The following is a 26872-nucleotide window of genomic DNA, read 5'->3' on the forward strand; positions in this document are numbered from 1 at the left end:
CTTGCGTAGGACCGGAGACACAGTGGCAATCTACAAACTTGGCGATGCAGCCCCGACCATCCATGAAAGCGTGTTCGTGGCCGATACCGCGACCATCATCGGCAAAGTCACCCTCGAGGAAAATTCGAGTGTCTGGTTTGGCGCGGCGATCCGCGGCGACAACGAACTGATTTCGGTCGGCGCCGGCAGTAATGTTCAGGAAGGCGCTGTGTTGCACACCGATCCCGGCTACCCGCTGACGATCGAAGCCAACGTCACCATCGGCCATCAGGCCATGCTGCACGGTTGCACCATCAAGGAAGGCGCACTCGTCGGAATTCAGGCGGTGGTCTTGAATGGTGCGGTCATCGGCCGCAACTGTCTGGTCGGAGCAGGCGCCGTCGTCACCGAGGGCAAGGTATTTCCTGACAATTCGCTGATTCTGGGCGCGCCGGCCAAGGTCGTGCGCGAACTGACGGAAACCGACATCGCCGGCATGCACCGTAACGCGGCCAATTATGCCGAGCGGCGAGCCTATTTCAAGGCGCAACTCGTGCGTATCGGCTAACCAGCCTTTGCGCACAGCGCGCACGCGCAGCAACACGCTGCGCCATTCGACCGAGGAAAAGTTGTGAACGACCAGTTGCAAAAATTCATGTTCAGCGCGGCGCCGGTGCGCGGCGAAATCGTTTCGCTGCGCAACACGTGGCAAGAAGTGCTGACCCGCCGCGACTATCCGGCGCCGGTGCGCACGATACTCGGCGAAATGATGGCCGCCTGCGCGCTGCTGTCGGCGAACCTGAAGTTCGACGGCACGCTCATCATGCAGATTTTCGGCGACGGTCCGGTCAAGATGCTGGTGGTGCAATGCAGCTCGGACCTGTCGATGCGCGCCACTGCCAAGTTTTCCGGTGAAGCGGACACTACGATCGGCGACGACACCACGCTGATCGAACTCGTCAACGCCAGTGGCCACGGCCGCTGCGTGATCACGCTCGACCCGCGCGTCAAGCAGCCGGGCCAGCAGCCCTACCAGGGCATCGTGCCGCTGTCGGGCCTCGACGGCCCGCTCAAGTCGATGTCGGAAGTGCTCGAGCACTACATGCACCATTCCGAGCAGCTCGACACGCGCCTGTGGCTCGCCGCCAATACCGAACGCGCCGTCGGCATGCTGCTGCAGAAGCTGCCCGGCGACGGCGGCATCGTCCCGCATCCGGGCGAGCTCGACGTGGATACATGGGAGCGCGTGTGCACGCTCGGCGGCACGCTGTCGCAAGACGAACTGCTTAAGGAAGAGCCGGAAACCGTATTCCGGCGCCTGTTCTGGCAGGAAAACGTGCAGCATTTCGAACCGGCGCAGGCGCGTTTCGAATGTACCTGCTCGCGCGAAAAGGTCGGCGCGATGCTGAAAATGCTGGGCCGCGAGGAAGTGGACGGCGTGCTCGAAGAGCGCGGCCATGTCGAGATTCATTGCGAGTTCTGCAACCAGCGCTATGAGTTCGATCCGGTCGATGTGGCGCAACTTTTCGTCGCCAGCGCGCTCTCAGAAGGAGTCTCTCCCGCTGCCGACCAGCGGCATTAAGAAGCGCTGCGATCGCCGCCTGCAAAGTTGTTCAGACGGCGGGCGGCGCGATATCGTTGAACATTGGCCGCGCCCGCTGTTTCTGTTTGCTTAGGCATGCGACCGATGGAGGTCAGAAAAATGAACAACCCTACTCTGTTCCCTTTGCTGCATGGCCTTCGTGCCGCTGTCGCGCTGTCGCTGGTGGCGGGCAGCGTCATGCTGACCGGTTGCGTGATGGATCCGCCGGGCCCGTCGCCGATCTACAGCCGGCTGCCGGCCGACCAGTCCGGCCTGCCTAACGGCGCCCGCCCGCTGACTGAGGAAGAGCGTCAGCGCTACGATGCGATCGACAAGCAGGTCATGGCCGAGCAGAACCAGGCCATCGCCGCGGATAATGCCGCGCAGGCGTGGGCGCGCTATTACACGCCGCCGGTCACGGTGTACGGCGGCTACTATGGCGGCGGCTGGGGACCGGGCTGGGGCGGCGGTGTCGGCTACGGCTATGCGCCCGGCTGGGGATGGGGTTGGTAAGTCGAGGGATGCGTGCCAACGCGGCACTGGACGTCTCGCTCAAAACCACGGCCAATACCTTGCAGGCTTAGCCGTTAAGGCAAGCTCCGGACGAAAAAAAGCGCGGTTCTCACCGCGCTTTTTTGTCGTCTATAGCATCCTCGGACCTTGCAGGAAACCCGGTTCTTGCAGCCCGAAGGCTGCCCGGCTCAATGCGCCGGCTTCTTCTCTTTCGAACCCTTATCCTTGCCGCCGTGCTTGCGATCCGGCTTCGCGCGCGACTCCGGATTCGGCACTACACGCACCGGCGCGGCCGAAACCTCGCCGCGCGTCGAGGTGGTCGCCGACGCGTTATTCGGCATAGGCAACGGTGCATTGGGCGAGACGAACTGCACGAACACTTCGCCGTCCTTAACCATGCCCATCTCGTAACGCGCACGCTCTTCCACCGCGGCCGTGCCGTTCTGCAAATCCTGAACTTCGCCCGCAATGCGTTCGTTGCGCAGCTTCTCGTCGGCGTTCTTCTGCATCTGCTGCGCCAGTTCACCTTGCAGCTCATGCACGCGCAGCCAGCCGCCATGCCCCCACCAGAGCGGGTACTGGATCAACGCCAGCAGTACGATCAGGACAGCAGTGACAAGCCGCATGAAGTAAGCACAATAAATACACGCCGCCCTGCGCTATACGCAGGGCGGCGTGCTGAATCAGAAACGAAAGAGAACCGGCTCAATGGTCAAAACCGTGTCAAGCCTGACGGTCAAGTCTGGTTACCAACGCACAATCAACGCAGATTGTAGAACGCCGACTTGCCCGGGTAGCTGGCGATATCGCCCAGATCCTCTTCAATACGCAGCAACTGGTTGTACTTCGAGATACGGTCGCTACGCGACAGCGAACCCGTCTTGATCTGACCGGCGTTCAGGCCAACGGCGATATCGGCAATCGTCGAATCTTCCGTTTCGCCCGAGCGGTGCGAGATCACAGCCGTGTAGCCGGCGCGCTTGGCCATTTCGATCGCGGCGAAGGTTTCCGTCAGCGTACCGATCTGGTTGATCTTGATCAGGATCGAGTTGGCGATGCCCTTCTCGATGCCTTCCTTCAGGATGCGCGTGTTGGTGACGAACAGGTCGTCGCCCACCAGTTGGATCTTCTTGCCGAGCTTGTCGGTGAGGATCTTCCAGCCGGCCCAGTCGCTTTCGTGCATGCCGTCTTCGATCGAGACGATCGGGAACTTGTCGGCCAGCGCGCCCAGGTAATCGGCGAATTCGCTCGACGACAGTTGCAGGCCTTCGCCCGCCAACTGGTACTTGCCGTCGTGGTAGAACTCGCTAGCGGCGCAGTCCAGCGCGAGCAGCACGTCTTCACCAGCGCGGTAGCCCGCCTTTTCGATGGCTTGCAGGATGGTCGACAGGCATTCGTCGTTGCTGCCGAAGTTCGGCGCGAAGCCGCCTTCGTCGCCCACAGCCGTGCTCATGCCACGGTCGCTCAGGATCTTCTTCAGCGCGTGGAACACTTCGGCGCCGCAGCGCAGCGCTTCGCGGAAGGTCGGCTGGCTGACCGGCACAATCATGAATTCCTGGATGTCCAGGCTGTTGTTGGCGTGCGCGCCACCGTTGACGATGTTCATCATCGGCACCGGCAGTTGCATTGCACCCGAGCCGCCGAAGTAACGGTACAGCGGCAGGCCGGCTTCTTCAGCCGCAGCCTTCGCAACCGCCATCGAGACGGCCAGCATCGCGTTCGCGCCGAGACGCGACTTGTTGTCTGTGCCGTCGAGTTCGAGCAGGGTCTTGTCGAGGAAAGCTTGCTCGGAAGCGTCGAGGCCCATGATCGCTTCGGAGATTTCGGTGTTGATGTGCTCAACAGCCTTCAGCACGCCCTTGCCGCCGTAGCGGCCGGTTTCGCCGTCGCGCAGTTCGATCGCTTCGCGCGAACCCGTCGATGCACCCGACGGGACCGCAGCGCGGCCCATCGTGCCCGACTCGAGCAGCACGTCGCATTCGACGGTGGGGTTGCCTCGCGAATCGAGAATCTCTCGACCGATGATATCTACGATAGCACTCATGGTTTCCTCAAGAAATGACGTTGAATTCTGACGGTGAAACGGTGTCTGGCGTGCGAGGCGCCGCCTCTAAGCAGACACTTTGGACGACCATTGGGTTCAAATCGGGGTTCAAAACGGATTCGGACGCGCCGCATCGGCTCGGGAGTCGACACAGCGCGCAGACCAGCATCAGTTGAAATCGCTTTCGAGGAACGGCGTGCGCTTCACGGCCTGATCGAGTGTTACCAAGGTCTCGAGCAGATCCGCCATGCGATGCAGCGGCACGGCGTTCGGGCCGTCCGACTTCGCTTCCGAAGGCTTCGGATGGGTTTCCATGAAGAGCCCCGCCACACCCGTCGCGACAGCGGCACGTGCGAGCACCGGCACGAATTCGCGCTGGCCGCCCGAACTGGTGCCCTGCCCGCCCGGCAATTGCACCGAGTGAGTCGCGTCGAACACAACCGGCGCGCCGGTTTCACGCATGATCGCAAGCGAGCGCATGTCCGAGACGAGGTTGTTATAACCGAACGACACGCCACGCTCGCAGGCCATGAAGCGGTCTTCCGACAGACCCGCTTCACGCGCGGCCGCACGCGCCTTGTCGATCACGTTCTTCATGTCGTGCGGCGCGAGAAACTGGCCCTTCTTGATATTGACCGGTTTGCCCGAACGCGCGCAAGCGTGGATGAAGTCCGTCTGACGGCACAGGAACGCCGGCGTCTGCAGCACGTCGACCACCGAAGCGACCTGCTCGATCTCGTGTTCCGCATGCACGTCGGTCAGCACCGGCAGACCGAGCTGGCGCTTCACTTCCGACAGGATGCGCAGGCCTTCGTCCATGCCCAGACCGCGGAAGGACGTGCCGCTGCTGCGGTTAGCCTTGTCGTACGACGATTTGTAGATGAACGGGATGTTCAGCTTCGCGCAGATTTCCTTGAGCCGGCCGGCCGTGTCGATCGTCATCTGTTCGGATTCGACGACACAGGTGCCCGCGATCAGGAAAAACGGCTTGTCCAGCCCGATTTCGAAATCGCCCAGTTTCATGCTTTCTCCTCGACGAACGACTGCTGGTGCGCCAGCGCCGCTTCGACGAACGATTTGAACAGCGGATGCCCATCGCGCGGCGTGGACGTGAATTCCGGGTGGAACTGCACGCCAACGAACCACGGGTGCATCTCGCGCGGCAATTCCATCATTTCCGGCAGATCTTCACTCGGGGTACGGGCGCTGATGATAAGGCCGCCGGCTTCGAGCTGGGGCACGAAGCGGTTATTGACTTCATAACGGTGGCGATGACGTTCGTTCACGTCCTTGCCATAGATCTCTTCGGCCATCGTGCCGGGCTTGATCGGGCAACGCTGCGAACCGAGACGCATCGTGCCGCCGAGGTCCGACTCTTCAGTGCGCTTTTCGACGCGGCCGTCACGGTCGTACCACTCGGTGATCAGCGCGACCACGCGATTCGGCGTGTTCTGGTCGAACTCGGTGCTGTTCGCATCCTTCAGGCCGACCACATCGCGCGCGAACTCGATCACGGCGAGCTGCATGCCGAGGCAAATGCCGAGGTACGGCACCTTGGCTTCACGCGCGTAACGGATCGCGGCGATCTTGCCTTCGGTACCGCGCCGGCCGAAGCCGCCCGGCACGAGCACGGCGTCCAGATGCTTGAGGCTTTCGACGCCTTGCGTTTCGATCTCTTCCGAATCGATGTATTCGATGTTGACCTTGGTCGACGTGTGAATCGACGCATGGCGCAGCGCTTCGATCAGCGACTTGTACGACTCCGTCAGATCGACGTACTTGCCGACCATGCCGATCGTGACTTCGTGCTTCGGGTGTTCGAGCTTCTGCACCATCTCCGACCACATGGACAGGTCGGCGGGCTTCGGCGTGAGCTTGAGCTCTTCGCAGACGATCGCGTCCATGCCCTGGTCGTGCAGCATTTGCGGAATCTTGTAGATGCTGTCCGCGTCCCACACCGAGATCACCGCATCTTCCGGCACGTTCGAGAACATCGAGATCTTCGCGCGTTCGTCGTCCGGGATGCGGCGGTCGGCACGGCACAGCAGCACGTGCGGCGAGATACCGATTTCGCGCAGCTTCTGCACGCTGTGCTGGGTGGGCTTGGTCTTCAGTTCACCGGCCGTGGCGACCCAAGGCACCAGCGTCAGGTGCACGAAGCACGCGCTGTTGCGGCCGAGGCGCAGGCTCATCTGACGAGCGGCTTCGAGGAACGGCAGCGATTCGATATCGCCCACCGTACCGCCGACTTCGACGATGGCGACATCCGGCTCGCCGCACGTCGCAGACGCGGCGCCGCGTTCGACGAAAGCCTGGATTTCGTTCGTGATGTGCGGGATCACCTGCACCGTCTTGCCCAGATAGTCGCCGCGGCGTTCCTTGCGGATCACCGATTCGTAAATCTGGCCCGTGGTGAAGTTGTTGGCCTTGCGCATCTTCGTGCTGATGAAGCGCTCATAGTGGCCGAGGTCGAGGTCAGTCTCCGCTCCATCTTCCGTCACGAACACTTCGCCGTGTTGAAACGGGCTCATCGTGCCGGGGTCGACATTGATGTAGGGATCGAGCTTGAGGAGGGTGACTTTCAGACCGCGCGATTCGAGGATCGCGGCGAGGGAAGCGGCGGCAATACCCTTGCCGAGGGAAGATACTACGCCGCCGGTGACGAAAACATATTTGGTCATCGCTGGATGCTCGCGGGAAAAACGGATTATACCGTAAAGCAGGGTCTCAACCCAGCGAAATGCGCGACGTCTGCGCCGATCCCGCACCGTTTTACGTGCCGCCTGTGACTACCGCATGAATCCCTTCGCGCATGGTAGCGTCTGCGCCGCCGTCTGTGCAGTTTCAATTGTTAAGCGGACCGGCAGTCGGGATGGCGCGGCGGGCATCGGTCCGCGCCGCGTCACATCAGGTGCGCCGCTCCAGTTCGCGCAACATGCGCTGCACCGCCCGCGCGGTTTCCAGCGGTTTTTCCATTGGATACAGATGACTGCCCTCGATCCATTCGAGGTGGCCGCCAGTCGCCCGGCGGGTTGCATCCAGCCCGGCCTGGCGGACTTCCTTCGAATGGGTCCCCGCGATGAAGCCCACCGGCACCGGCGCGCCGCGCGCAAGGCGCGAGCCGAGCGTGTGCGGCAAGGTCTTATAGATCTTGTATTCAGTGCGCCGGTCGAATGCCAGTGTGCGCGTGCCGTCGGGCGAGGTCTGCGGAATGCCGAAGTCGATATAGTCCGACAGCATCCGTTCGTCCCAGCGCGCGAAGGCCGGCTTCGAATGGAAGTGGCGCCACGCCTCCTCGCGGTTCGCCCATTGGGTACGGCGTGTGCGGGTGGCGGCGGCGGGCGAGATACGTTCGTCGAGACCGGTCCATTGCGACACCCGCAAGATGCTGCTGCGCCAGCCCGCCACCACCGGCGAGTCGAGCATTACCACGCCCCTCACCCATTGCGGTTTCTTGAGCGCGGCCATCAGCGACAGATAGCCGCCGAGCGAATGGCCGACGAGCCAGACGGGCTGCTCATAGGAACGGCTGATGTCGTCGATCAGTTGTTCCACCAGATGCGGCCAGTCCTGCGTCACCGGAAAGCGCGTGTCGTGGCCGATCCGCTCGATGAAACGCACGTCGTAGTCGTCTGCGAGCTCGGCGAAGATGGTCCGGTAGATCGACGCGGGGAAGCCATTCGCGTGCGAAAAGTGAATGATGTTTTTCAAGTGCTGCTGTCTCCGTTCCTGATTCTGTTGCGCGAGGCGCCCGGCCGGGTGCGGCTCGCGCGGCCTTCACTGATCCATCCAGTACCGGTGATGCGCCGTGCGATAGCGTTCGAGCGTGAGCGTCGCAGGCGGTGCGGCGGCGGGCGGCGCGTCAGTGACCTGCGCGAGGTTGCCGTCCGCTGGGGTGCCCTGCGCCAGGGTGCCCTGCGCAAGGATTTGCACCGCGCCGTCCTCGTCGCTGCGCGCAAGCTCGATATGCCGCGCCTGATAGCGCTCGAACACCCCCGGATTCGGATGATGAAAACGGTTGCGATAGCCTACCTGAAATACCGAGATAAGCGGCTCGATAGAGTCGAGGAACGGCTCGGTCGACGAGGTCTTGCTGCCGTGATGCGGCACGACAAGGATCTGCGCAGGCAGCACGGAGCGATCCCGCGCCAGCAGGATGCGCTCGACCGGTGCCTCGATGTCAGCGGCTAGCAGCGCGGCAAGACGAGGCGCGGCTGGGTTGCCGGCTGGGTTGCCGGCTGGGCTACCGCCAGGGTTCTCCGGTGGGTTGCCCGCTGCGCTGTCGGCAGGCTGCCCGACGCCCGCGATACTGACCCGCAGCACGCAGCAATGCGCATTGGGATTGCCTTGCAACGGCCCGGGATCGGGCCAGAGCATGCGGAAATCGACACCATCCCATTGCCAATGCTGGCCCGCGGCACACCGTACCGTATCGGCGCCGACGGCCCGGGCTTGCTCCCACAGCGCGTTCGACGGCACCAGCCCGGCCAGCAACTGGCGCACCTCGACGCCTTGCAGGACCGCAGGCGCACCGCCCGAGTGATCGGAATCGGCATGGCTGATCACCATCGTGTCGAGCGTGTAGACGCCGTTGGCCTGCAGATACGGCACTACCACCCGCTCGCCGGCGTGAGTCGACTCCGGCCCGGGGCCCGCGTCGAACAGCAAGGCGTGATGGGTGGTTTCGATCAGGATCGACGAGCCCTGGCCAATATCGAGTGCGGTCAGTCTGAACGAGCCCGGCGGCGGCCCGGGCGGAGGCGGCAGCAGGAGCGGCAGCCAGGTCAATGGCGCCGCCCAGCGCAGCGGCCAGCCGCGCGGCGCGAGACACCAGACGACGCCGAGCGCCGCGGCGGCAAGCGTCCAGCCACCCGGTTGCGGCAAACGCCAAAGCGCCCAGGCGGGACCGGATAGAATCTGCAGGCCCGCCGCAAGCAGTTCGAGCAACGAGTGGGCCGCGCGGAAAGCAAACGCATCGAACGGAGCGGGCAAGGCAACACCGGCCAATACCGCTGGTGTCACGAAGAGACTCACCCAGGGTATCGCGAACGCATTGGCGACTGGGCCGATCAAGGGAATCTGCGAGAACCAGTAGACGGTCAGCGGCGCCAGCGCGACCGTCACGGCAAACTGGACATGCGCCGCACTGCGCATCCGCTCGACCAAAGCCCGGCGACGAGCAAGCAATGCGGCAAGCATGCGTTCGGCCAGGCGCCTGACAGGCGAGCCGCCGAGCGGCGCGGCTGGCGCCGTGTCCGGATCCAGATCCGCCTCATCGCGCACACGCGGCCTGCCCGACACCGCAAACAGGATCGCCGCCACTGCGCAAAACGACAGCCAGAACCCGGCCGAAACCGGCGCCCAAGGATCGAGCAACAGCACGAGGCCGAGCGCCCAGGCTAGCACCCACGAGGGCGCCACGCTGCGTCCGCTGACGAACGCAAGCGCCACCACGCCGGCCATCCACAGCGCCCGCTGCGCCGGCACGTTGAAGCCGGCGAGCGCCGCGTGCAGCGCGGCAAACAACGCTCCCGCAATGACAGCAACCCGTTGCGCGGGAATCCGCAGCGGCCAGTCACGGCCGATATAACAAGAGCGCCGCCACAGCGCACCGGCCAGCCATGCCGCGAGGCCAGCGACGAAACCGATGTGCAAACCGGAAATCGCGACCAGGTGGCTCGTACCGGTCGAACGCATGAGCGTCCAGTCGGCGGCGCTGACCTCGTCCTGCGCGCCGACCGCGAGCGCCACCACGATCCCGCGATGCGGCGCATCGGCCAGCACGGCATCGATACGCGCACGCAACGCTGCGCGCCAACGATCCACACTAACGCCCAAACCGCTCGCATAACCTTCGAGACGCCGAGCAGTGGCGGGCGTACTGACATAGCCGGTCCCCCGGACATTGCGTGCCAGCATGGCAGCTTGCGCATCGCGCACGCCGTAGTTGGCGTTACTGTGCGGACGCTTGAGCCGCACGGTGAGACGCCAGCGCGCGCCTGGCTCCAGCAACGGCGGCGGTGGCCCCTTCTGATCGATCCATGACAGTTGGATCGTGCGGGGAAAACGGGCGATCGGCGCAGCGACAGATGCGACGTCGAACAGGAAACGTGCGCCCTTTTCGTCGCGCGCCGGCAAGCCTCGAATGGCGCCCTCGACTTCGAGGTCGCGTCCCTCCCACGCGGTCGGCAGGCTCACGGCCAGACGCAGTTCGGCCCGCCACGCCGCATAGCCGAAGCCCGCACACGCAGCGGCCAGCCACACCGCGCACCAGCCGCTAGCCACACGCGCGTCGAGCCCGGCCGCAAACCGGGAACTGCGCATACGGCGGTCTCGCTTCCCGCGCAAACGCCATAAGCCCCGCAAGCCCCCGAAACTCCAGGTAGCCCAGCCAAGCGCGGCAACCAACCCCAGCAACAGCGCCAGCCATTCAAGCCGCATAGGCAACCCTGCTTGCTGCTGCAAGACGATCACGCCTAACGCAAAACCACACCACACCGCTCGCATACACCCTCCGCCCTGCTCGCCGCCAACCACTGAAGCCGATTATGCAGACGAAAGCGCGAGCCGCGGCAGCGCGGCGTGAGCGTTAGCCGTTGTGCCTATGGAAAGCTCATCTACGCCGATGCCGCGCAGTTGCGCGAGCCCCGAGCCGATGGCGGGGATTTGATCGGGCGTGTTGCGTTGGCGGTAAAGCCATGAGGGGGGAATATCCGGCGCATCGGTCTCGACGACGAGTGCATCGAGTGGCAACTGCGCCGCGAGACGCCGGATCTGCAAGGCGCGCTCGAACGTCAGGTTGCCGCCAAAGCCGAGATGCATGCCCTGATCGAGAAACGCCTGAGCCTGCTGGAAACTGCCGTTGAAGGCGTGGGCGATGCCACGATGCACGCCATGCTTGCGCAAACCTTTGAGCACCTGATCCTGCGATTTGCGCACGTGGCAAATCACCGGCAGGTCGAACTCATGCGCGAGCTTCAACTGTTCGTTATAGAAGAACTGCTGGCGCGCGTCGTCGAGGCCCGCCACGAAATAGTCGAGGCCGATTTCGCCCAGTCCGACAAAGAGCGGATCGTCGAGACTCGCTTCGATCTCCATGCGCAGTGCCTCCAGATCGGCGTCCTGCGCGCCCGGCGTGAAAAGCGGATGAATCCCGAGCGCGTACGCCCCGCCCTTCACGCGATGCGCAAGCTCACGCACCGTCGCGAAGTTCTCGCGCGCCACGCCCGGAATCACGATACGCCCCACCCCCGCCGCGCCGGCAGCCGCCGCGACTGCCTCGCGATCCGCGTCGAATTCCGCCGCGTCGAGATGGCAGTGCGTATCGATCCACATGCTGGCGCCCCGGCGGTAAGCGATGCTTAGACCGGAACCGTCGGCTCTTCGTACAGCACGCCGTCACGCAGGCGCATGGTACGGTCGCAGCGCGCCGCCAGATCCGGATCGTGCGTGACGATGACGAAGCTGGTGTCGAAAGTCTGCGAGAGTTCGAGCATCAGGTTGAACACCGTGTCGGCGGTGCCGCCGTCGAGGTTGCCGGTGGGCTCGTCGGCGAGCACGCAGGCCGGGTTCGTGACAAGCGCACGCGCAATCGCGACACGCTGGCGCTCGCCACCCGACAGCTCGCCCGGACGGTGCTTCGCGCGGTGCGCAAGGCCCACTCGCTCCAGCGTCTGCAGCGCAGTGCGGCGCGCGTCCTCGGTCGACATGCGGCGAATCCGCAGCGGCATTGCGACGTTGTCGAGCGCGGTGAATTCCGCCAGCAGATGGTGGAACTGATAGACGAAACCAAGCGCGCGATTGCGCAGGTCGTTGCGCTCGCGCTCCGAGAGTTTCGTGAACGGCTTGCCGAGCACCGATACTTCGCCGGCACTCGGATCGTCGAGGCCACCCAGCACGTGCAGCAGCGTGCTCTTACCCGAGCCCGACGCACCGACGATCGCCAGCTTCTCGCCACGCCGCACCGAGAGTTGCGTGTTGTTGAGCACCTGCACGTTCAGGCCGCCCTGCACGAACGACTTCGAGATGCCTTTCGCTTCGAGGACGTACGGGTGCAAGGCGCTGTCTGGAGTCATGGATTGGGCAACAGAACGATCATTCATAGCGCAGCGCCTCCGCCGGACGGACCTTGGCACCACGCCAGCTCGGATACAGCGTCGCCAGCGACGCCAGAACGAATGCGATCAAGCCGATCTTGGCCACGTCGCCGGGCACCAGTTCGGACGGCAACTCGCTGATGAAATACACCGACGGCGGCAGGAACTGCACGCCGAGCACATGCTCGATCATCGGCACGAGCCATGGAATGCTCCAGGCAATCAGACAGCCGAGCGCCACACCGGTGGCCGTGCCGATAAAGCCGATCGTCACGCCCTGCACCACGAAGATTTTCATGATCGAAACGGGCTGCGCACCAAGCGTGCGCAGAATCGCGATATCCGCCTGCTTGTTGGTCACCGTCATCACCAGCGACGACACCAGGTTAAACGCCGCCACCGCAATGATCAGCGTCAGGATGATGAACATCATGCGCTTTTCGATCTGCACGGCTGAGAACCACGTCTTGTTCTGCTGGGTCCAGTCACGGATATAGAGGTCGCCCGAGAGCGTGCGCGCCAGTTGGTGCGCCACCTCCGGCGCACGTTGCATGTCTTTCAACCGTAGCCGCACGCCGGTAGGCGCAGGTACCCGGAACAGCACCTGCGCGTCCTGAATGTTGATCAGTGCGAGCGTGCTGTCGTATTCGTAGTGCCCCGACTCGAAGAGGCCGACCACCGTGAACTGCTTGAGTCGCGGCAGCATCCCGGCCGGCGTGATCGTGCCTTCAGGCGCCACCAGGGTGATCTTGTCGCCGACCATCACGCCGAGGTTGGCCGCGAGATCCGCACCGAGCACGATGCCGAAATCGCCCGGCTTCAGATCGGACAGCTGGCCGCCCTTCATTTCCTTATAGATATCGGACACCTGCGGCTCGAGCGCCGGGTCGACGCCACGCAGTGCCACGCCGCTCACCGCGTCCTGGCGCGTCAGGAGCGCCTGGGCGTCGACGTACGGTGCCGCGCCGATCACTTCCTTGTTCTGCCGGGCTTCCTGGGCGGTCAGTTGCCAGTTCGGCATCGAGCCGGTTGGCGAAAAGATCTCGACGTGCGCCAGCACCGACAACATGCGGTCGCGCACCTCTTTCTGGAAGCCGTTCATCACCGACAGCACCACGATCAGCGCCGCGACGCCAAGCGCGATGCCCGACATCGAGACGAGCGCGATGAACGAAATAAAGCCGTTACCGGTCGTGCGTTTGCCGGCGCGGGTGTAGCGCCAGCCAATCTGCCATTCGTAGGGAAATTTCAAGCGAATCCTTTTCTGCGTTCTTCAACCTCGTGCTGCGGCCTCGTAGTTCGACCGTTTGTGCAGCGCATGACGGCGGGAATTGCGCGCCTCATGCAGTCAGAGGGTCGTGACCGTTGGTGTCGGATCGGAGCGGATGGTTCCGGGGTGGCGCGCAAACTGCTGGCGCTGCCGGGCTGGCACCGCTTCCAGTCGCGGAACCGGCGCCGCTGCTCGTCTACCATCGGTCAAGCGCGAAGTTTGCCATATAACGCGGGGAACCTCCGCAACGTGTTGCCAGCACTTACGCGTGTGCCGGGGTGGCGTGCAGTTCGAGACCGAGTGCCCGGATCACCTTGATGATCGTCGCGAAGCTGGGGTTGCCGTCTTCGGAGAGCGCCTTGTAAAGCCCCTCGCGCGAGATGCCGGTGTCGCGGGCGAGCTGCGCCATGCCGCGCGAACGCGCAATCACGCCGAGCGCATGCGCGAGATAGGCCGGGTCATCGCCGCCCTCCAGCAGGCAGGCTTCGAAATATTCGGCCCTGTCAGCCTCGGTCTTCAGGTGTTCGGCCGAGTCCCACGACCGTGTTTTGATCTTTTCCATCTGTCACTCAATATCGAGATTGTTGAGCATCATACCGTCAGCCATGGTTCACACTCAACGATCGGCTATGGACATCCCCACGCCACTGTGCGCATTCACATACGAACCATGTGAGTCGAAGAGAATGCCGTTGGCGCCCGGAATCGAAAGACCCGCATCGTTTGCCATACAATGCCGAGCATCATGCACGCCAACCGTCTTCACCTTCTTCTGCCCTTCGCGCTGCCTGCCGCAGCCGACGCCTCCACCGCACTGCACAACATCCAAAGTCCGGCCCTCGACAAGCTGGTCGCCCGGGCGACGCTGGTCGAGCGGGTAGTCGGCGAGGATTTCCAGCGCACGCTGCCGCATGAGCGCTGGGTGGCCCGCCAGTTCGGCACGGTCGCCAGCGGCGCCGGAGCGGCCGACGAGGCGCCGCTCGCGCCCTACATGTTGCGCGCCGACGGCGGCGAGCCCGGCACCTCCACCTGGGCCTGCGTGCAACCGGTGCACGTGCGCATCGCGCACGACCACCTGGTGCTGATCGACCCGGCCTCACTCGCGCTGACCGACGTCGAAGCCGCCACCCTGCTCGAAGTCGCCCGGCCCTTGATCGAAGAACTCGGCGTGCGTATCGAAGCACCCCAGCCGTCGCGCTGGTACCTGGCGAGCGACGCCTTCGGCACGCTGGCGGGCGCTTCGCCGCTGCGCGCCAGCGGCCGCAACATTGAGATCTGGCTGCCGCACGAGGCCCACACCGGCCAGCGCTCGCGGGCCTGGATGAAGCTGCAGAACGAAGTGCAGATGGCGTGGTTCGAGCATCCGGTCAACGAGGCGCGCGAAGCGCGCGGGCTGCCCGCGGTCAATTCCATCTGGTTTCATGCGCAAGGCGCCGCGCAACCGGTCAGCAGTCCGTTCAGCCGCGTGCTATCGGATGCAGCGGCCACGCGCGGCCTCGCGCTCACCGCCGGCGTCGAGATCGGCGCGCCGCCGGCTTCGTTTGCGGCGCTGGCGTCGAATGGGCTGGGAGCCAATGGTGCAAGCAGTGCCACGGGCGGCAACGGCGCGAACGACGTCAAGGGAACCACAGCAACGACACTCGTCGAGCTTGACCCGTTTTCCGCACCCTACATCGAGCAGGACTGGGGCCGTTGGAACGAGGCGTTCGCCGCGCTCGAAACCGACTGGTTCGCCCCAGCCCTCGCCGCCCTGCAGTCAGGTCAGATCAGCGAGCTGGGCCTCACGCTGTGCGGCGACACCGGCTCGGTGACGCTCGCCATTACGCGCGGCGACCTGCGCAAGTTCTGGCGCCGCCGCGTGCTCGCTTCGCTCTTTATCGAATGATCCATCCCATGACCCAGCGACCGTTCCACCGCTTGTTTTCCGGCCTTTCCGCATGACTCGAATCGTTACGCGCGCCTGTTCCCCCGTCGACGCCGAAGTGTTGACCCGTCATGGCCTGCATCCGGTGCTAGCCCGTCTGTACGCGGCGCGCGGCGTGTGCCAGCCGGATGAAATCGAAACCGGCCTCGCGCGTCTGGTGCCGCCCGCCCAGTTGAAGGGTTGCGAAGACGCGGCCGCGTTGCTGGCCGATTCGATTGAAGGCAAACGCCGCATGCTGGTGGTGGCCGACTACGACTGCGACGGCGCCACCGCCTGTGCCGTAGCGGTGCGCGGCCTGCGGATGTTCGGCGCGCAGATCGAGTACCTGGTGCCGAACCGCTTCGAATATGGCTACGGCCTGACGCCGGAAATCGTCGCGCTGGCGGCGCGCAATCCGTCCGGCAAGCCGGATCTGCTGATTACTGTCGATAACGGCATCGCCAGCGTCGACGGTGTGGAAGCGGCCAACGCGCTCGGCATCGACGTGCTCGTCACCGACCACCACTTGCCGGGCGACGACCTCCCCGCCGCGCGTGCGATCGTCAACCCGAACCAGCCGGGCTGCGGCTTCCCGAGCAAATGCATCGCCGGCGTCGGTGTGATGTTCTACGTGCTGCTCGCACTGCGCGCCGAACTGCGCCGGCGTGGCGCATTCGACGACGCTCGGCCTGAGCCGCGTCTGGATGGCCTGCTCGATCTGGTCGCACTCGGCACGGTGGCCGACGTCGTCAAGCTCGACGGCAACAATCGCGTACTGGTCGCGCAAGGTTTGCAGCGGATTCGCAAAGGCAAGATGCAGCCGGGCATCGCTGCCCTCTTTCGCGCCGCGGCCCGCGATGCGCGCAGCGCCTCCGGCTTCGATCTCGGCTTTGCGCTCGGCCCACGGCTGAACGCGGCGGGACGGCTCTCGGATATGTCGCTCGGAATCGAATGCTTGACCACCGACGACATCGGCCGCGCCTGGGAACTCGCGCAGCAGCTCGACTCGATCAACCGCGAGCGGCGCGAGATCGAAGCCGGCATGCAGCAACAGGCGCTCGAAGACCTGTCGACGGTCGATCCGGCCGGCTCGGCCACGATCACGCTGTTCAATCCGAGCTGGCATCAGGGCGTGATCGGCATTGTCGCGGGACGGCTCAAGGAGAAATTCCATCGGCCCGCCTTCACCTTCGCGCCAGCCGACGAGAGCGGCGTGCTCGTCAAAGGCTCGGGCCGCTCGATTGCGGGCTTTCATCTGCGCGATGCGCTCGATCTGATCTCGAAACGCGAACCCGGCCTGATCGTCAAGTTCGGCGGCCACGCCATGGCGGCGGGCATGACGCTCGCCGCCGCCGATGTGCCGCGTTTCACCGCGGCCTTTGAAGCAGTGGGCCGCGAGTGGCTCTCCGAAGACGCGCTCGCCCGTGTGGTCGAAACCGACGGCGATCTGGAAGAAGCCTATTTCACGCCCCAATTCGTCGAGATGCTCGACGCCGCGGTCTGGGGTCAGGGCTTTCCGGCGCCGGTATTTTCGGGCGAATTCGAGGTGGCGTCGCAGGCGCTGGTGAAGGACAAGCACCTGAAGCTGCAACTGCTGCGCGGCCGGCAACGTTTTAACGCGATCTGGTTCAACCACACGGATTCGCTGCCCGCCCGCACGACGATTGCCTACCGTCTCGCGAGCGACACCTGGAATGGCGTCTCACGCGTGCAGTTGATCGTCGAGCATGCGCTGAGTTGAGCGGCCGCGGCTTCGCCTGAGCCTCGCCCCGGGCCGCGCCGAAGCCGCAAAAACCGCTCAAAATCCCCACAAAACCGCCCCAAACACCCGCCACAAACGCGCATTAGCCTCCGGCGGGCAGCCTCGATCGGCTATAATTTCCCCTTTTTACGAAGCTATAAAAGATCGACATGGAAGCGGAACGTCTCAACGCGATCGAAGCCTCTCTGGCCGACCTGCGCCGTCGCGCGGGCGAGCTACGGGGGTATCTTTGACTACGACGACAAAGCACTGCGTCTAATCGAAGTCAACCGGGAACTCGAAGACCCGAACGTCTGGAACGACTCGAAGCACGCCCAGGCCCTTGGCCGGGAAAAGAAACTGCTTGACGACGTCGTCGGCAAGCTCACCTCGCTCGACAACGACCTGCGCGATGCGCAGGACCTGTTCGAGATGGCGCGCGAAGAAAATGACGAGGACACCCTCCTCGCCTGCGAAAGCGACGCAGCCGGTCTGGAAAGCCGCGTGGCCGACATGGAATTCCGCCGGATGTTCTCGAATCCGGCCGACCCGAACAACGCGTTCCTCGACATCCAGGCAGGCGCCGGCGGCACCGAAGCGTGCGACTGGGCCTCGATGCTGCTGCGTCAGTACCTGCGCTACTGCGAGCGCAAGGGCTTCAAGACCGAAATCCTGGAACAGAGCGACGGCGACGTCGCGGGCATCAAGAACGCCACCATCAAGATCGAAGGCGAATACGCCTACGGCTTCCTGCGCACCGAAACCGGCGTGCACCGCCTCGTGCGCAAGTCGCCGTTCGATTCGTCGGGTGGCCGTCATACGTCGTTCTCGTCGGTGTTCGTGTACCCAGAGATCGACGACTCGATCGAAGTGGACATCAACCCGGCCGATCTGCGCATCGACACGTATCGCGCATCCGGCGCGGGCGGTCAGCACATCAACAAGACCGACTCCGCGGTGCGGATTACGCACATGCCCTCGGGCATCGTCGTGCAGTGCCAGAACGACCGTTCGCAGCACCGCAACCGCGCCGAAGCGATGGCCATGTTGAAATCGCGCCTGTACGAAGCGGAAATCCGCAAACGTCAGGCCGAGCAGGACAAGCTCGAAGCCGGCAAGACCGATGTGGGCTGGGGTCACCAGATCCGTTCGTACGTGCTGGACAACAGCCGTATCAAGGATCTGCGTACCAACGTCGAAATCAGCAATACCAAGAGCGTGCTCGATGGCGACCTCGATCCGTTCATCAGCGCCAGCCTGAAACAGGGCATCTAAAAGCGCTGCAAGCAATAGACGCAACTTAGAGACGCACTTAGCGCGACCGGCGCGGCAAGGTTTGCCGCGCCGTATCTTTCAAGCGCCTGCCGCACGCAGGCCACCCCGAATACCGACCCATCATGACCGAACCGATCCAGACGAACGCTGCGCCCGAGGGGGACGAAAACAAGATCATCGCCGAGCGCCGCGAAAAGCTGCGCGAGCTGCGTGAACAGGGCGTTGCCTATCCGAACGACTTCCGCCCCACGCACCACGCGGAAGACCTGCAGACGCAATACGCCGAAGCCGACAAGGAAGCGCTCGAAGCGAATCCGCTCGAAGTCGCGGTGGCCGGCCGGATGATGCTGAAGCGCGTGATGGGCAAGGCGAGCTTTGCGACCGTGCGCGACGGTTCGGGTCAGATCCAGTTCTTCATCACGCCGGCCGACGTCGGTCAGGAAACCTACGACGCGTTCAAGAAGTGGGACATGGGCGACATCGTCGCTGCGCGTGGCGTGCTGTTCCGTACCAACAAGGGTGAACTGTCGGTGCGTTGTACCGAGTTGCGTCTGCTGTCGAAGTCGCTGCGTCCGCTGCCGGACAAGTTTCACGGCCTCGCCGACCAGGAAATGAAGTACCGCCAGCGCTATGTCGACCTGATCGTCACGCCGGAAACGCGCAAGACCTTCGTGGCGCGCGCCAAGGCAATGTCGTCGATCCGCAAGTTCATGGCCGAAGCCGATTTCATGGAAGTCGAAACGCCGATGCTGCACCCGATCCCGGGCGGCGCGGCGGCCAAGCCCTTCGTCACGCACCACAACGCGCTCGATATGCAGATGTTCCTGCGCATCGCGCCTGAGCTGTATCTGAAGCGCCTGGTGGTGGGCGGCTTCGAGCGCGTGTTCGAGATCAACCGGAATTTCCGTAACGAGGGCGTCTCGGTGCGCCACAATCCGGAATTCACGATGATCGAGTTCTACGCGGCGTACACCGATTATCAGTGGGTGATGGACTTCACCGAACAGTTGATCCGTCAGGCCGCAATCGACGCGCTCGGCACGGCGACCATCAGCTACCAGGGCCGCGAACTGGATCTGGCGAAGCCCTTCCATCGTCTGACGATCACGCAGGCGATCCAGAAGTACGCGCCGCAGTACACGAACGAACAACTGGCCGACGCTGCGTTTCTGCGCCCCGAACTGAAGAAGTTCGGCGTCGACGCCTCGCAGCCGCAGTTCCTCAATGCGGGCGTGGGCGCGCTGCAACTGGCGCTCTTCGAAGAGACGGCTGAATCGCAACTGTGGGAGCCGACCTACATCATCGACTACCCGGTCGAAGTGTCGCCGCTCGCACGCGCATCGGACACAGTGGCAGGCATCACCGAGCGTTTCGAGCTGTTCATCACAGGCCGTGAAATCGCCAACGGCTTCTCGGAGCTGAACGATCCGGAAGATCAGGCAGCACGCTTCAAGAAGCAAGTGGACCAGAAGGACGCGGGCGACGAAGAAGCGATGTTCTACGACGCCGACTATATCCGCGCACTCGAGTACGGCATGCCGCCGGCCGGCGGTTGCGGCATCGGCATCGACCGTCTGGTCATGCTGCTCACGGACAGCCCCAGCATCCGCGACGTGATCCTGTTCCCGCATCTGCGTCGCGAAGACTGAGCGTACGCACGGATCACGCTGATCCGTAGCTCCGTTCGCCAGCAGGACACCACGCCCGGCTTACCGCCGGGCGTTTTTCATTCTGGCGGCCAACCAAGACCCGCAAAAGGTCCACATAAGCCCCGCATTCGCATGGGTCGCGCTAGCTGACAGTTTGTAACTATCGGTAAAAGGTTCACGGGGTCGGATGTCCGGTGCTGGCTTCAGACACCGCGCCAGCCCCACGAAATCAGGCGCGAGAGCATCCTCTGCACCTTCCGGCCACCCGCATCTCAGTGAACGCTACAGAAATGGTTACAAATTGAAACCCGGCGCCAATCCAACTGTCAGACACTCTGTCTTGAAAAAAACAATTCGACTCTGCTCCAGACGGAGGTCAATATGAACAATTCAGACAACACGCAAACACGCCGGCTTCACCCGCTTGTCGCAACCGCGGCAGGCGCAGTTATCATCGCCAGCCTCGCGGCTACAGCAGCCGTCACGGGCCTGTTCCCGAAGGCGTCGAGCAGCGGCGCGCAAACGGATCAAACCCAGGCCGCGCAAGTCGCCTCGCAACCGGCGGTGGTCGATTCCTCGGCCCCGGCCAATCCGAACACCTACGCGCAGCAACAGCAGCCGCAGGCGCCTCAGGCACCCGCCCAGGCACAAGCGCAGGCACAGCCCGCCCCGACAGCGCCGGTGCCCTCGCCTTCGCAGCCGCAGTACGCCCAGCAGCCACCGGCTCAATCAGCCCAGTACGCGCAGCAACCGGCGCCCCAGCCCGCCTATTGCGCTAGCTGCGGCACTGTAGTGGCGATCTCGGAAGTCCGTCAGGAAGGTCATGGCACGGGTATCGGTGCAGTCGGCGGCGCAGTGGCCGGCGGTCTGGTCGGCAATCAGTTCGGCGCCGGCACAGGCCGGGCCGCCATGACGGTGCTGGGCGCAGTCGGTGGCGGCTTCGCCGGTAATTCGGTCGAAAAGCATCTGCGCAGCACGACCGCCTACTCGGTCCACGTGCGCATGGAAAGCGGCAAGAACCGTTACTTCACGTATCACGAAGCGCCGCCGTTCCAGCAAGGCGAACGCGTGCACGTCGAGAACGGTACGCTCGTCGCGGGTTAATTCCCAGGTCAAGCGAAGCACCAAGCAAAAAGCAAAAAGGCGATTCCACTGGAATCGCCTTTTTGCTTTCAGAGCCACTCAAATGAGCCGCTCAAACCCGGCCCGGCTCAATAATCCGCATCCTCGATCCATGCCGTCTGGATCGCTTCGAGAATCTTCTCGTTCGAACGGTTCGGATCGTCGTCGAAGCCTTCCAGCTCCGTCACCCAACGGTGCAGATCGGTGAAGCGGATCTGCTGCGGGTCCACTTCCGGGTGCTTGTCGGTGAGGGCCATCGCGATGTCTTGCGTGTCGGTCCACTTCATGGCTGCGCGCTCCTGTTAGTGATTTTCCTTCGCGTGGTTGATCGAGTAACGCGGGATTTCAACAACCAGATCCTGATCCGCCGGCACCATCGCCTGGCACGACAGACGCGACTCGGGTTCCAGACCCCACGCCTTGTCGAGCAGATCGTCCTCGTCTTCTTCAGACGGCGTGAGCGTATTGAAACCTTCGCGCACGATCACGTGGCAGGTCGTGCACGCACACGATTTCTCGCAAGCATGCTCGATTTCAATGCCGTGTTCCAGCAGATTGTCGCAGATGCTCTTGCCCGGCACAGCATCGATCACCGCGCCTTCTGGGCACAGTTCGATATGGGGCAGCACAACGATTTGAGGCATACGATTTCCGTTTGGTCTGGGGCACGGCCGCCGGCGAACTGGCTCCGTACCATTTTACTGGTGACGCGTGCGTTTTTGACACGCGTCACGTGATTCGTTGAAAGGCAAGACAGGCCGAGTGGGCGCTGTGACCCAGCGCGCCCGGCTCGATCGAGAGACCATCGGCGCCGGCTCGCGGCCGCCTGCTCAGATATCGTCGAGCTTGCGGCCAGCCAGCGCGCGGCGAATGCCCTTGTTCATGCGACGGGCGGCAAACTCGTCGGTGCCTTCGGCAACCGTCCTGGTCGCCGCTTCGATCGCGTCGACGTCGTCGCTTTGCGCCACCTTGCGCAAGGCATCCAGCAAACCGTCGAGTTCAGCGCGCTCGGCTTCGTCGAGCAATTCGGCATCGGCCGCGAGCGCCGCATCCGTTGCTTCGATCAGGCGTTGCGCTTCGACCTGCGCCTCGCGCAGCGCACGGGCGCGCATGTCGACTTCGGCGGTATTGAAGCTGTCTTCGAGCATCCTGGCGATGTCGTCGTCGGCGAGTCCATACGACGGCTTCACCACCACCGACGCTTCAACGCCCGAAAGCTGCTCGCGGGCGAACACCGACAACAGGCCGTCCGCGTCGACCTGATAGGTCACCCGAATGCGCGCCGCACCGGCTGCCATCGGCGGGATGCCGCGCAACTCGAAGCGCGCGAGCGAGCGGCAATCCGCCACCAGTTCGCGTTCGCCCTGCACGACGTGAATCGCCATCGCCGTCTGGCCGTCCTTGAAGGTCGTGAAGTCCTGCGCGCGGGCGACCGGAATGGTCGAATTGCGCGGGATGATCTTCTCGGTCAGGCCTCCCATCGTCTCAACGCCAAGCGACAGAGGAATGACGTCGAGCAGCAGCCAGTCGTCGCCGTCAGCGCTGCGGTTGCCGGCCAGCAGGTCGGCCTGGATCGCCGCGCCGAGCGCGACCACCTGGTCCGGGTTGAGATTGGTGAGCGGCGGCTGGCCGAAGAACGTTTCGACCGCGCGGCGGATCACCGGCATGCGGGTCGCGCCGCCCACCAGCACCACGCCCTTGATTTCCTTGGTGGTCACCTTGGCGTCGCGCAGCGCTTTCCTGGTCGGCCCAAGCGTGCGTTGCACCAGTGCCTGCGTGATCGCTTCGAAAGTGCCCTCGTCGATCGTCAGATCGATCCTGGTGCCGTTGGAGAGCGTCGCCTGCAAGCTTGCCAAGGGCGCGTCCGAAAGCGCCTCCTTGGTCACTCGCACGCTGTCGAGCAGCATCCGCACGTCTTCCGCGGCGAGCGTTTGCGGCGCAATGCCGGCTTGCTCGAGCACATGACGGTAAAGTGCGTGATCGAAATCGTCGCCGCCGAGCGCGGAGTCGCCACCCGCGGCGAGCACTTCGAAGACGCCCTTGGTGAGCTTGAGGATCGACAGATCGAAGGTGCCGCCGCCGAGGTCATACACCGCGTAGAGGCCTTCGGAGCCGTTGTCGAGGCCATAGGCGATCGCCGCCGCAGTCGGTTCGTTAAGCAGGCGCAGCACGTTCAGGCCAGCCAGACGCGCCGCGTCCTTGGTGGCCTGGCGCTGGGCTTCGTCGAAATACGCCGGCACGGTGATCACGGCGCCGACCAGATCGTCGCCGAGTGTGTCTTCCGCGCGCTGGCGCAAGGTGGCGAGAATTTCCGCCGACACTTCGACCGGGCTCTTCACACCGTCGACCGTGCGGATCTGCACCATGCCCGGCGCGTCGACGAAATCGTAGGGGGCGTTTTCGGCGCCTTCGACTTCGCTTTTGCCGCGGCCCATGAAGCGCTTGACCGAGACGATCGTATTGCGCGGATCGCTCGCCGCTTCGGCTTTGGCGGTACGGCCAATCCGGCGGCCGCCCTTCTCCAGATAGCGGACCACCGACGGCAGCAGCACATGGCCGTCCTCGTCGGGCAGCACGTCGGGCACGCCGCTACGGACGGCAGCAACGAGGGAATTGGTAGTGCCGAGATCGATACCGACCGCGAGACGCCGCTGATGCGGCGCGGGCGCCATGCCGGGTTCGGAGATTTGCAGTAAAGCCATCTGAGATCTTCTTCGGGGATCGTTCGGCCCCGTCCTGAATGATTCGCGTTGCTGGGTTGAATGCTACGGCTTGCGGTCGTGGCGTCCGGGTTGCGTTCGCGGGTTAAGCCCGGGTTAGGTTCGGGTCAGGTTCGCTCGCTTCAGTTATCGAGCCGTTCGATCTGCGTGCCGATTTCCGCCGCCACGCGCTCGATAAACATCAACTGACGCACCGCCTCGCCTGCCGCCTGGTTCGCGCCGCTATCGAGCAGCGCGCCGAGCTTGGTAAAGCGCACCCGCTCCTCGTCGCGCAGTTCGGCGAGCAAGGCATCGAGCGCATCGAGATTCTTCGCCGCTGCAGCGTCTTCGATACCTTCGCGCCATTCCATCTGCTGCATCAGGAACGCCGGCTCCATCGCCGTGTTGTTCTCCGCGCCGACATCGATGCCGCGCAGCGACAACAGATAAGTCGCGCGCTTTAACGGATCGCGTAGCGTCTGATAGGCCTCGTTCGTGCGCGTCGCCCATTGCATGGCAATGCGCTTTTGCGCGTCGCCCGCGGCCGCGAAACGGTCGGGGTGGACCTGCGACTGCACCGTGCGATACGCATGATCGAGCGCACTGGCGTCGAGCGCGTATTGCGCAGGCAGATCGAAGAGGTCGAAGTGGCTGTCGTTCAGCGAGGCCATCGAATCATGTGGTCCGTTCAAAAAGCGCGTCCGGTTTGCAATTTCAGAAGCAGCGCAAAGTACGACATAAGGTACGACAAATTAAAAAGGCGGCCCGCGCCGCCTTTTTTCCGCTTCACGCGGACTCAACCTACTCAGACGCGGAACGATTCGCCGCAGCCGCACTCGTCCTTCACGTTCGGGTTGTTGAACTTGAAGCCTTCGTTCAGCCCTTCACGTGCGAAGTCGAGTTCCGTGCCGTCGATATAGGCGAGGCTCTTCGGGTCGACAATGATCTTGACGCCGTTGCACTCGAATACCTGATCTTCAGGCGCGAGTTCGTCCACGTATTCGAGCTTGTAGGCCAAACCCGAGCATCCGGTCGTGCGCACGCCAAGCCGCAGCCCGACACCCTTGCCGCGTCGGACCAGAAATTTCTGGACGTGCTTTGCTGCCTTCTCGGTCAACGTAATTGCCATAGCGTTTCTCATTGGGCAGCGCCGCATGTTTCATGCGCGCTGCCACCCTGCCTGCATCCAATATCGCTCATGCCGGGCCACGCGCTTGTGCTGCGTCGCCCGCTGCCCTGCTTGATTTGCGCCTTAAGTTGCGCTTCAAGCAACCTGCTGCTTTTCGCCCGCTTCCGCGGCTTCGCCGTGACGCTGCTTGTAGTCAGCCACCGCTGCCTTGATCGCGTCTTCCGCGAGGATCGAGCAGTGGATCTTGACCGGCGGCAGCGCCAGTTCTTCGGCGATGTGGGTGTTCTTGATTTCCATGGCCTGATCGAGCGTCTTGCCCTTCACCCATTCGGTGACGAGCGAGCTCGAAGCAATCGCCGAACCGCAGCCATAGGTCTTGAACTTCGCGTCTTCAATGATGCCGTCCGCGCCCACGCGGATCTGCAGCTTCATCACGTCGCCGCAAGCCGGCGCGCCGACCATGCCGGTACCGACTGCATCGTCGTCCTTGGCGAAGGAACCGACGTTGCGCGGATTTTCGTAATGGTCCAGAACCTTGTCGCTATAAGCCATGATTACACTCCTTGATTCGTTTCAACCTGCATTCGGTGCGATGTTTCGCCCAGCGTAGTGTCGCAGTAAGACTGCTTAGTGCGCCGCCCACTGGATCGTCGAAATATCGATCCCGTCCTTGTACATTTCCCACAGCGGCGACAGATCGCGCAGCTTCGAAATCTTGGTCTTCAGCAGGTTGATGACGTAATCGACGTCCTGCTCCGTCGTGAAGCGGCCCACCGTGAAGCGGATCGAGCTGTGCGCCAGTTCGTCGTTGCGGCCAAGGGCGCGCAGCACGTACGACGGCTCGAGCGAGGCCGAGGTGCAAGCCGAACCGGACGACACGGCGACATCCTTGACTGCCATGATCAGCGATTCGCCTTCGACGAAATTGAAGCTGATATTCAGGTTGTGCGGCACACGCTTTTCCATGTCGCCGTTCACATAGGTTTCTTCCATGTCCTGCAGGCCGCGCAGCAAACGGTCGCGCAGCATGCGGATGCGCTCGTTTTCCGTGGCCATTTCTTCGCGTGCGATACGGAACGCTTCACCCATGCCGACGATCTGGTGCGTGGCCAGCGTGCCCGAACGCATGCCGCGCTCGTGACCGCCGCCGTGCATCTGCGCTTCGATACGGATACGCGGCTTGCGACGCACGTACAGCGCGCCGATACCCTTCGGACCATACGTCTTGTGGGCCGAGAACGACATCAGGTCGACCTTCAGCTTTTGCAGGTCGATCTCGATCTTGCCGGTAGCCTGAGCAGCGTCGACGTGGAAAATGATGCCCTTTTCACGGGTGATCTCGCCGATCGCCTCGATGTCCTGGATCACGCCGATCTCGTTGTTCACCGACATCACCGAGACCAGAATCGTGTCCGGGCGCAGCGCGGCCTTGAACACGTCGAGGTCGATCAGGCCGTCTTCCTTGACGTCCAGATACGTAACTTCGAAGCCTTCGCGCTCGAGCTCGCGGCAGGTGTCGAGCACAGCCTTGTGCTCGGTCTTCACCGTGATGATGTGCTTGCCCTTGCTCTTGTAGAAGTGCGCGGCACCCTTGATGGCCAGGTTGTCCGACTCCGTAGCGCCCGAGGTCCAGATGATTTCGCGCGGATCGGCATTCACCAGCGCTGCGACGTTCTCGCGCGCTTCTTCGACCGCACGTTCCGCGTCCCAGCCATACGAGTGGCTGCGCGATGCGGGGTTGCCGAACTGCTCGCGCAGGTACGGAATCATCTTGTCCACCACGCGCGGATCGACCGGGGTCGTGGCGCTGTAGTCCATGTAAATGGGCAGGTGGGGAATGTCGTTATTCATGAATCGCTCCGGGGGACAT

General features: G+C 63.5%; 25 protein-coding genes. 8 read left to right on the top strand and 17 right to left on the bottom strand.

Annotated features, from left to right (window positions below):
- Positions 1-22 precede the first annotated feature (22 nt).
- The 3 genes from BLQ92_RS16145 to BLQ92_RS16155 all read left to right on the top strand — a co-directional run bounded on the left by BLQ92_RS16145 (position 23) and on the right by BLQ92_RS16155 (position 2074).
- Positions 23-547 (top strand): gamma carbonic anhydrase family protein, encoded by a 525-nt coding sequence (locus BLQ92_RS16145; protein WP_090685535.1) that lies wholly within the window; start codon positions 23-25, stop codon positions 545-547.
- 63 nt (positions 548-610) lie between these two features.
- Positions 611-1561, top strand: coding sequence for an Hsp33 family molecular chaperone HslO (gene hslO, locus BLQ92_RS16150; protein ID WP_090685536.1), 951 nt, complete (start codon positions 611-613; stop codon positions 1559-1561).
- A gap of 120 nt (positions 1562-1681) precedes the next feature.
- On the top strand, positions 1682-2074 hold the full coding sequence (locus BLQ92_RS16155) for a hypothetical protein (RefSeq protein WP_090685537.1): 393 nt from the start codon (positions 1682-1684) through the stop codon (positions 2072-2074).
- Between the two features lie 188 nt (positions 2075-2262).
- On the opposite strand, the gene ftsB is transcribed toward BLQ92_RS16155, so the two are convergent.
- From ftsB to BLQ92_RS16205, 10 genes are all read right to left on the bottom strand, one after another.
- A complete protein-coding gene (ftsB, locus tag BLQ92_RS16160) occupies positions 2263-2700 on the bottom strand; it encodes a cell division protein FtsB (protein WP_090685538.1) in 438 nt (145 codons plus the stop codon).
- 134 nt (positions 2701-2834) lie between these two features.
- A complete protein-coding gene (gene eno / locus BLQ92_RS16165) occupies positions 2835-4118 on the bottom strand; it encodes a phosphopyruvate hydratase (RefSeq protein WP_090685539.1) in 1284 nt (427 codons plus the stop codon).
- A gap of 168 nt (positions 4119-4286) precedes the next feature.
- Positions 4287-5141, bottom strand: coding sequence for a 3-deoxy-8-phosphooctulonate synthase (gene kdsA / locus BLQ92_RS16170; protein ID WP_090685540.1), 855 nt, complete (start codon positions 5139-5141; stop codon positions 4287-4289).
- On the bottom strand, positions 5138-6799 hold the full coding sequence (locus tag BLQ92_RS16175) for a CTP synthase (protein ID WP_090685541.1): 1662 nt from the start codon (positions 6797-6799) through the stop codon (positions 5138-5140). Before BLQ92_RS16175 ends, kdsA begins: the two co-directional genes overlap by 4 nt.
- A 226-nt stretch (positions 6800-7025) precedes the next feature.
- Positions 7026-7829: an alpha/beta fold hydrolase gene (locus BLQ92_RS16180; protein ID WP_090685542.1), complete on the bottom strand. Its 804-nt coding sequence runs from the start codon at positions 7827-7829 to the stop codon at positions 7026-7028.
- 66 nt (positions 7830-7895) lie between these two features.
- Positions 7896-10625 carry a DNA internalization-related competence protein ComEC/Rec2 gene (locus BLQ92_RS16185; RefSeq protein ID WP_090685543.1) on the bottom strand — a complete coding sequence of 910 codons (2730 nt, stop codon included), beginning with the start codon at positions 10623-10625 and terminating at the stop codon, positions 7896-7898.
- A 39-nt stretch (positions 10626-10664) separates the two neighbouring features.
- Positions 10665-11453, bottom strand: coding sequence for a TatD family hydrolase (locus BLQ92_RS16190; protein ID WP_090685544.1), 789 nt, complete (start codon positions 11451-11453; stop codon positions 10665-10667).
- A 26-nt stretch (positions 11454-11479) separates the two neighbouring features.
- Complete coding sequence (gene lolD / locus BLQ92_RS16195; protein ID WP_090685545.1) at positions 11480-12220, bottom strand: lipoprotein-releasing ABC transporter ATP-binding protein LolD; 741 nt, start codon at positions 12218-12220, stop codon at positions 11480-11482.
- Positions 12213-13466 carry a lipoprotein-releasing ABC transporter permease subunit gene (locus BLQ92_RS16200; protein WP_090685546.1) on the bottom strand — a complete coding sequence of 418 codons (1254 nt, stop codon included), beginning with the start codon at positions 13464-13466 and terminating at the stop codon, positions 12213-12215. The genes lolD and BLQ92_RS16200 overlap by 8 nt, the downstream gene beginning before the upstream one ends.
- Before the next feature lie 280 nt (positions 13467-13746).
- The gene (locus BLQ92_RS16205; RefSeq protein WP_090685547.1) at positions 13747-14046 is read right to left on the bottom strand and encodes an addiction module antidote protein; all 300 of its coding nucleotides are present in this window, start codon (positions 14044-14046) and stop codon (positions 13747-13749) included.
- Between the two features lie 171 nt (positions 14047-14217).
- Between BLQ92_RS16205 and BLQ92_RS16210 the strand changes: the two genes are divergently transcribed.
- From BLQ92_RS16210 to BLQ92_RS16230, 5 genes are all read left to right on the top strand, one after another.
- Positions 14218-15369, top strand: a complete 1152-nt coding sequence (locus BLQ92_RS16210; RefSeq protein ID WP_090685548.1) for a regulator — start codon at positions 14218-14220, stop codon at positions 15367-15369.
- Between the two features lie 52 nt (positions 15370-15421).
- Positions 15422-17128, top strand: coding sequence for a single-stranded-DNA-specific exonuclease RecJ (gene recJ, locus BLQ92_RS16215; protein ID WP_090685549.1), 1707 nt, complete (start codon positions 15422-15424; stop codon positions 17126-17128).
- Between the two features lie 170 nt (positions 17129-17298).
- A protein-coding gene (gene prfB / locus BLQ92_RS16220) for a peptide chain release factor 2 (protein WP_143016600.1) occupies positions 17299-18403 on the top strand; the annotation gives its coding sequence in 2 pieces (ribosomal slippage) (positions 17299-17379 and positions 17381-18403; 1104 coding nt in all).
- 122 nt (positions 18404-18525) lie between these two features.
- The gene (gene lysS, locus BLQ92_RS16225) at positions 18526-20052 is read left to right on the top strand and encodes a lysine--tRNA ligase (protein WP_090685550.1); all 1527 of its coding nucleotides are present in this window, start codon (positions 18526-18528) and stop codon (positions 20050-20052) included.
- A gap of 381 nt (positions 20053-20433) precedes the next feature.
- Positions 20434-21156, top strand: a complete 723-nt coding sequence (locus BLQ92_RS16230) for an outer membrane lipoprotein (RefSeq protein WP_090685551.1) — start codon at positions 20434-20436, stop codon at positions 21154-21156.
- Between the two features lie 107 nt (positions 21157-21263).
- Here BLQ92_RS16230 and iscX read toward each other — a convergent pair whose 3' ends face one another.
- The 7 genes from iscX to BLQ92_RS16265 all read right to left on the bottom strand — a co-directional run bounded on the left by iscX (position 21264) and on the right by BLQ92_RS16265 (position 26853).
- Entirely contained in the window at positions 21264-21461 is a 198-nt protein-coding gene (iscX, locus tag BLQ92_RS16235; RefSeq protein ID WP_090685552.1) for a Fe-S cluster assembly protein IscX, read from the bottom strand.
- Between the two features lie 15 nt (positions 21462-21476).
- Entirely contained in the window at positions 21477-21818 is a 342-nt protein-coding gene (fdx, locus tag BLQ92_RS16240) for an ISC system 2Fe-2S type ferredoxin (protein ID WP_090685553.1), read from the bottom strand.
- A gap of 186 nt (positions 21819-22004) precedes the next feature.
- A complete protein-coding gene (gene hscA, locus BLQ92_RS16245) occupies positions 22005-23876 on the bottom strand; it encodes a Fe-S protein assembly chaperone HscA (protein ID WP_090685554.1) in 1872 nt (623 codons plus the stop codon).
- Between the two features lie 140 nt (positions 23877-24016).
- Positions 24017-24544: a Fe-S protein assembly co-chaperone HscB gene (gene hscB, locus BLQ92_RS16250; protein ID WP_090685555.1), complete on the bottom strand. Its 528-nt coding sequence runs from the start codon at positions 24542-24544 to the stop codon at positions 24017-24019.
- A gap of 134 nt (positions 24545-24678) precedes the next feature.
- On the bottom strand, positions 24679-25002 hold the full coding sequence (gene iscA, locus BLQ92_RS16255; RefSeq protein ID WP_090685556.1) for an iron-sulfur cluster assembly protein IscA: 324 nt from the start codon (positions 25000-25002) through the stop codon (positions 24679-24681).
- Between the two features lie 135 nt (positions 25003-25137).
- A complete protein-coding gene (gene iscU, locus BLQ92_RS16260) occupies positions 25138-25554 on the bottom strand; it encodes a Fe-S cluster assembly scaffold IscU (protein ID WP_090685557.1) in 417 nt (138 codons plus the stop codon).
- Between the two features lie 75 nt (positions 25555-25629).
- Positions 25630-26853: an IscS subfamily cysteine desulfurase gene (locus BLQ92_RS16265; RefSeq protein ID WP_090685558.1), complete on the bottom strand. Its 1224-nt coding sequence runs from the start codon at positions 26851-26853 to the stop codon at positions 25630-25632.
- Positions 26854-26872 lie beyond the last annotated feature (19 nt).

It is taken from the genome of Paraburkholderia phenazinium (genome assembly GCF_900100735.1).
Classification (GTDB): Bacteria; Pseudomonadota; Gammaproteobacteria; order Burkholderiales; family Burkholderiaceae; genus Paraburkholderia; species Paraburkholderia phenazinia.

Coding starts and splice junctions, on each gene's coding strand:
- BLQ92_RS16155 (WP_090685537.1), top strand. CDS start 1,682: ATGAACAACCCTACTCTGTTCCCTTTGCTGCATGGCCTTCGTGCCGCT.
- ftsB (WP_090685538.1), bottom strand. CDS start 2,700: ATGCGGCTTGTCACTGCTGTCCTGATCGTACTGCTGGCGTTGATCCAG.
- eno (WP_090685539.1), bottom strand. CDS start 4,118: ATGAGTGCTATCGTAGATATCATCGGTCGAGAGATTCTCGATTCGCGA.
- kdsA (WP_090685540.1), bottom strand. CDS start 5,141: ATGAAACTGGGCGATTTCGAAATCGGGCTGGACAAGCCGTTTTTCCTG.
- BLQ92_RS16175 (WP_090685541.1), bottom strand. CDS start 6,799: ATGACCAAATATGTTTTCGTCACCGGCGGCGTAGTATCTTCCCTCGGC.
- BLQ92_RS16185 (WP_090685543.1), bottom strand. CDS start 10,625: ATGCGAGCGGTGTGGTGTGGTTTTGCGTTAGGCGTGATCGTCTTGCAG.
- BLQ92_RS16190 (WP_090685544.1), bottom strand. CDS start 11,453: ATGTGGATCGATACGCACTGCCATCTCGACGCGGCGGAATTCGACGCG.
- lolD (WP_090685545.1), bottom strand. CDS start 12,220: ATGAATGATCGTTCTGTTGCCCAATCCATGACTCCAGACAGCGCCTTG.
- BLQ92_RS16205 (WP_090685547.1), bottom strand. CDS start 14,046: ATGGAAAAGATCAAAACACGGTCGTGGGACTCGGCCGAACACCTGAAG.
- BLQ92_RS16210 (WP_090685548.1), top strand. CDS start 14,218: ATGCCGAGCATCATGCACGCCAACCGTCTTCACCTTCTTCTGCCCTTC.
- recJ (WP_090685549.1), top strand. CDS start 15,422: ATGACTCGAATCGTTACGCGCGCCTGTTCCCCCGTCGACGCCGAAGTG.
- lysS (WP_090685550.1), top strand. CDS start 18,526: ATGACCGAACCGATCCAGACGAACGCTGCGCCCGAGGGGGACGAAAAC.
- BLQ92_RS16230 (WP_090685551.1), top strand. CDS start 20,434: ATGAACAATTCAGACAACACGCAAACACGCCGGCTTCACCCGCTTGTC.
- iscX (WP_090685552.1), bottom strand. CDS start 21,461: ATGAAGTGGACCGACACGCAAGACATCGCGATGGCCCTCACCGACAAG.
- fdx (WP_090685553.1), bottom strand. CDS start 21,818: ATGCCTCAAATCGTTGTGCTGCCCCATATCGAACTGTGCCCAGAAGGC.
- hscA (WP_090685554.1), bottom strand. CDS start 23,876: ATGGCTTTACTGCAAATCTCCGAACCCGGCATGGCGCCCGCGCCGCAT.
- hscB (WP_090685555.1), bottom strand. CDS start 24,544: ATGGCCTCGCTGAACGACAGCCACTTCGACCTCTTCGATCTGCCTGCG.
- iscA (WP_090685556.1), bottom strand. CDS start 25,002: ATGGCAATTACGTTGACCGAGAAGGCAGCAAAGCACGTCCAGAAATTT.
- iscU (WP_090685557.1), bottom strand. CDS start 25,554: ATGGCTTATAGCGACAAGGTTCTGGACCATTACGAAAATCCGCGCAAC.
- BLQ92_RS16265 (WP_090685558.1), bottom strand. CDS start 26,853: ATGAATAACGACATTCCCCACCTGCCCATTTACATGGACTACAGCGCC.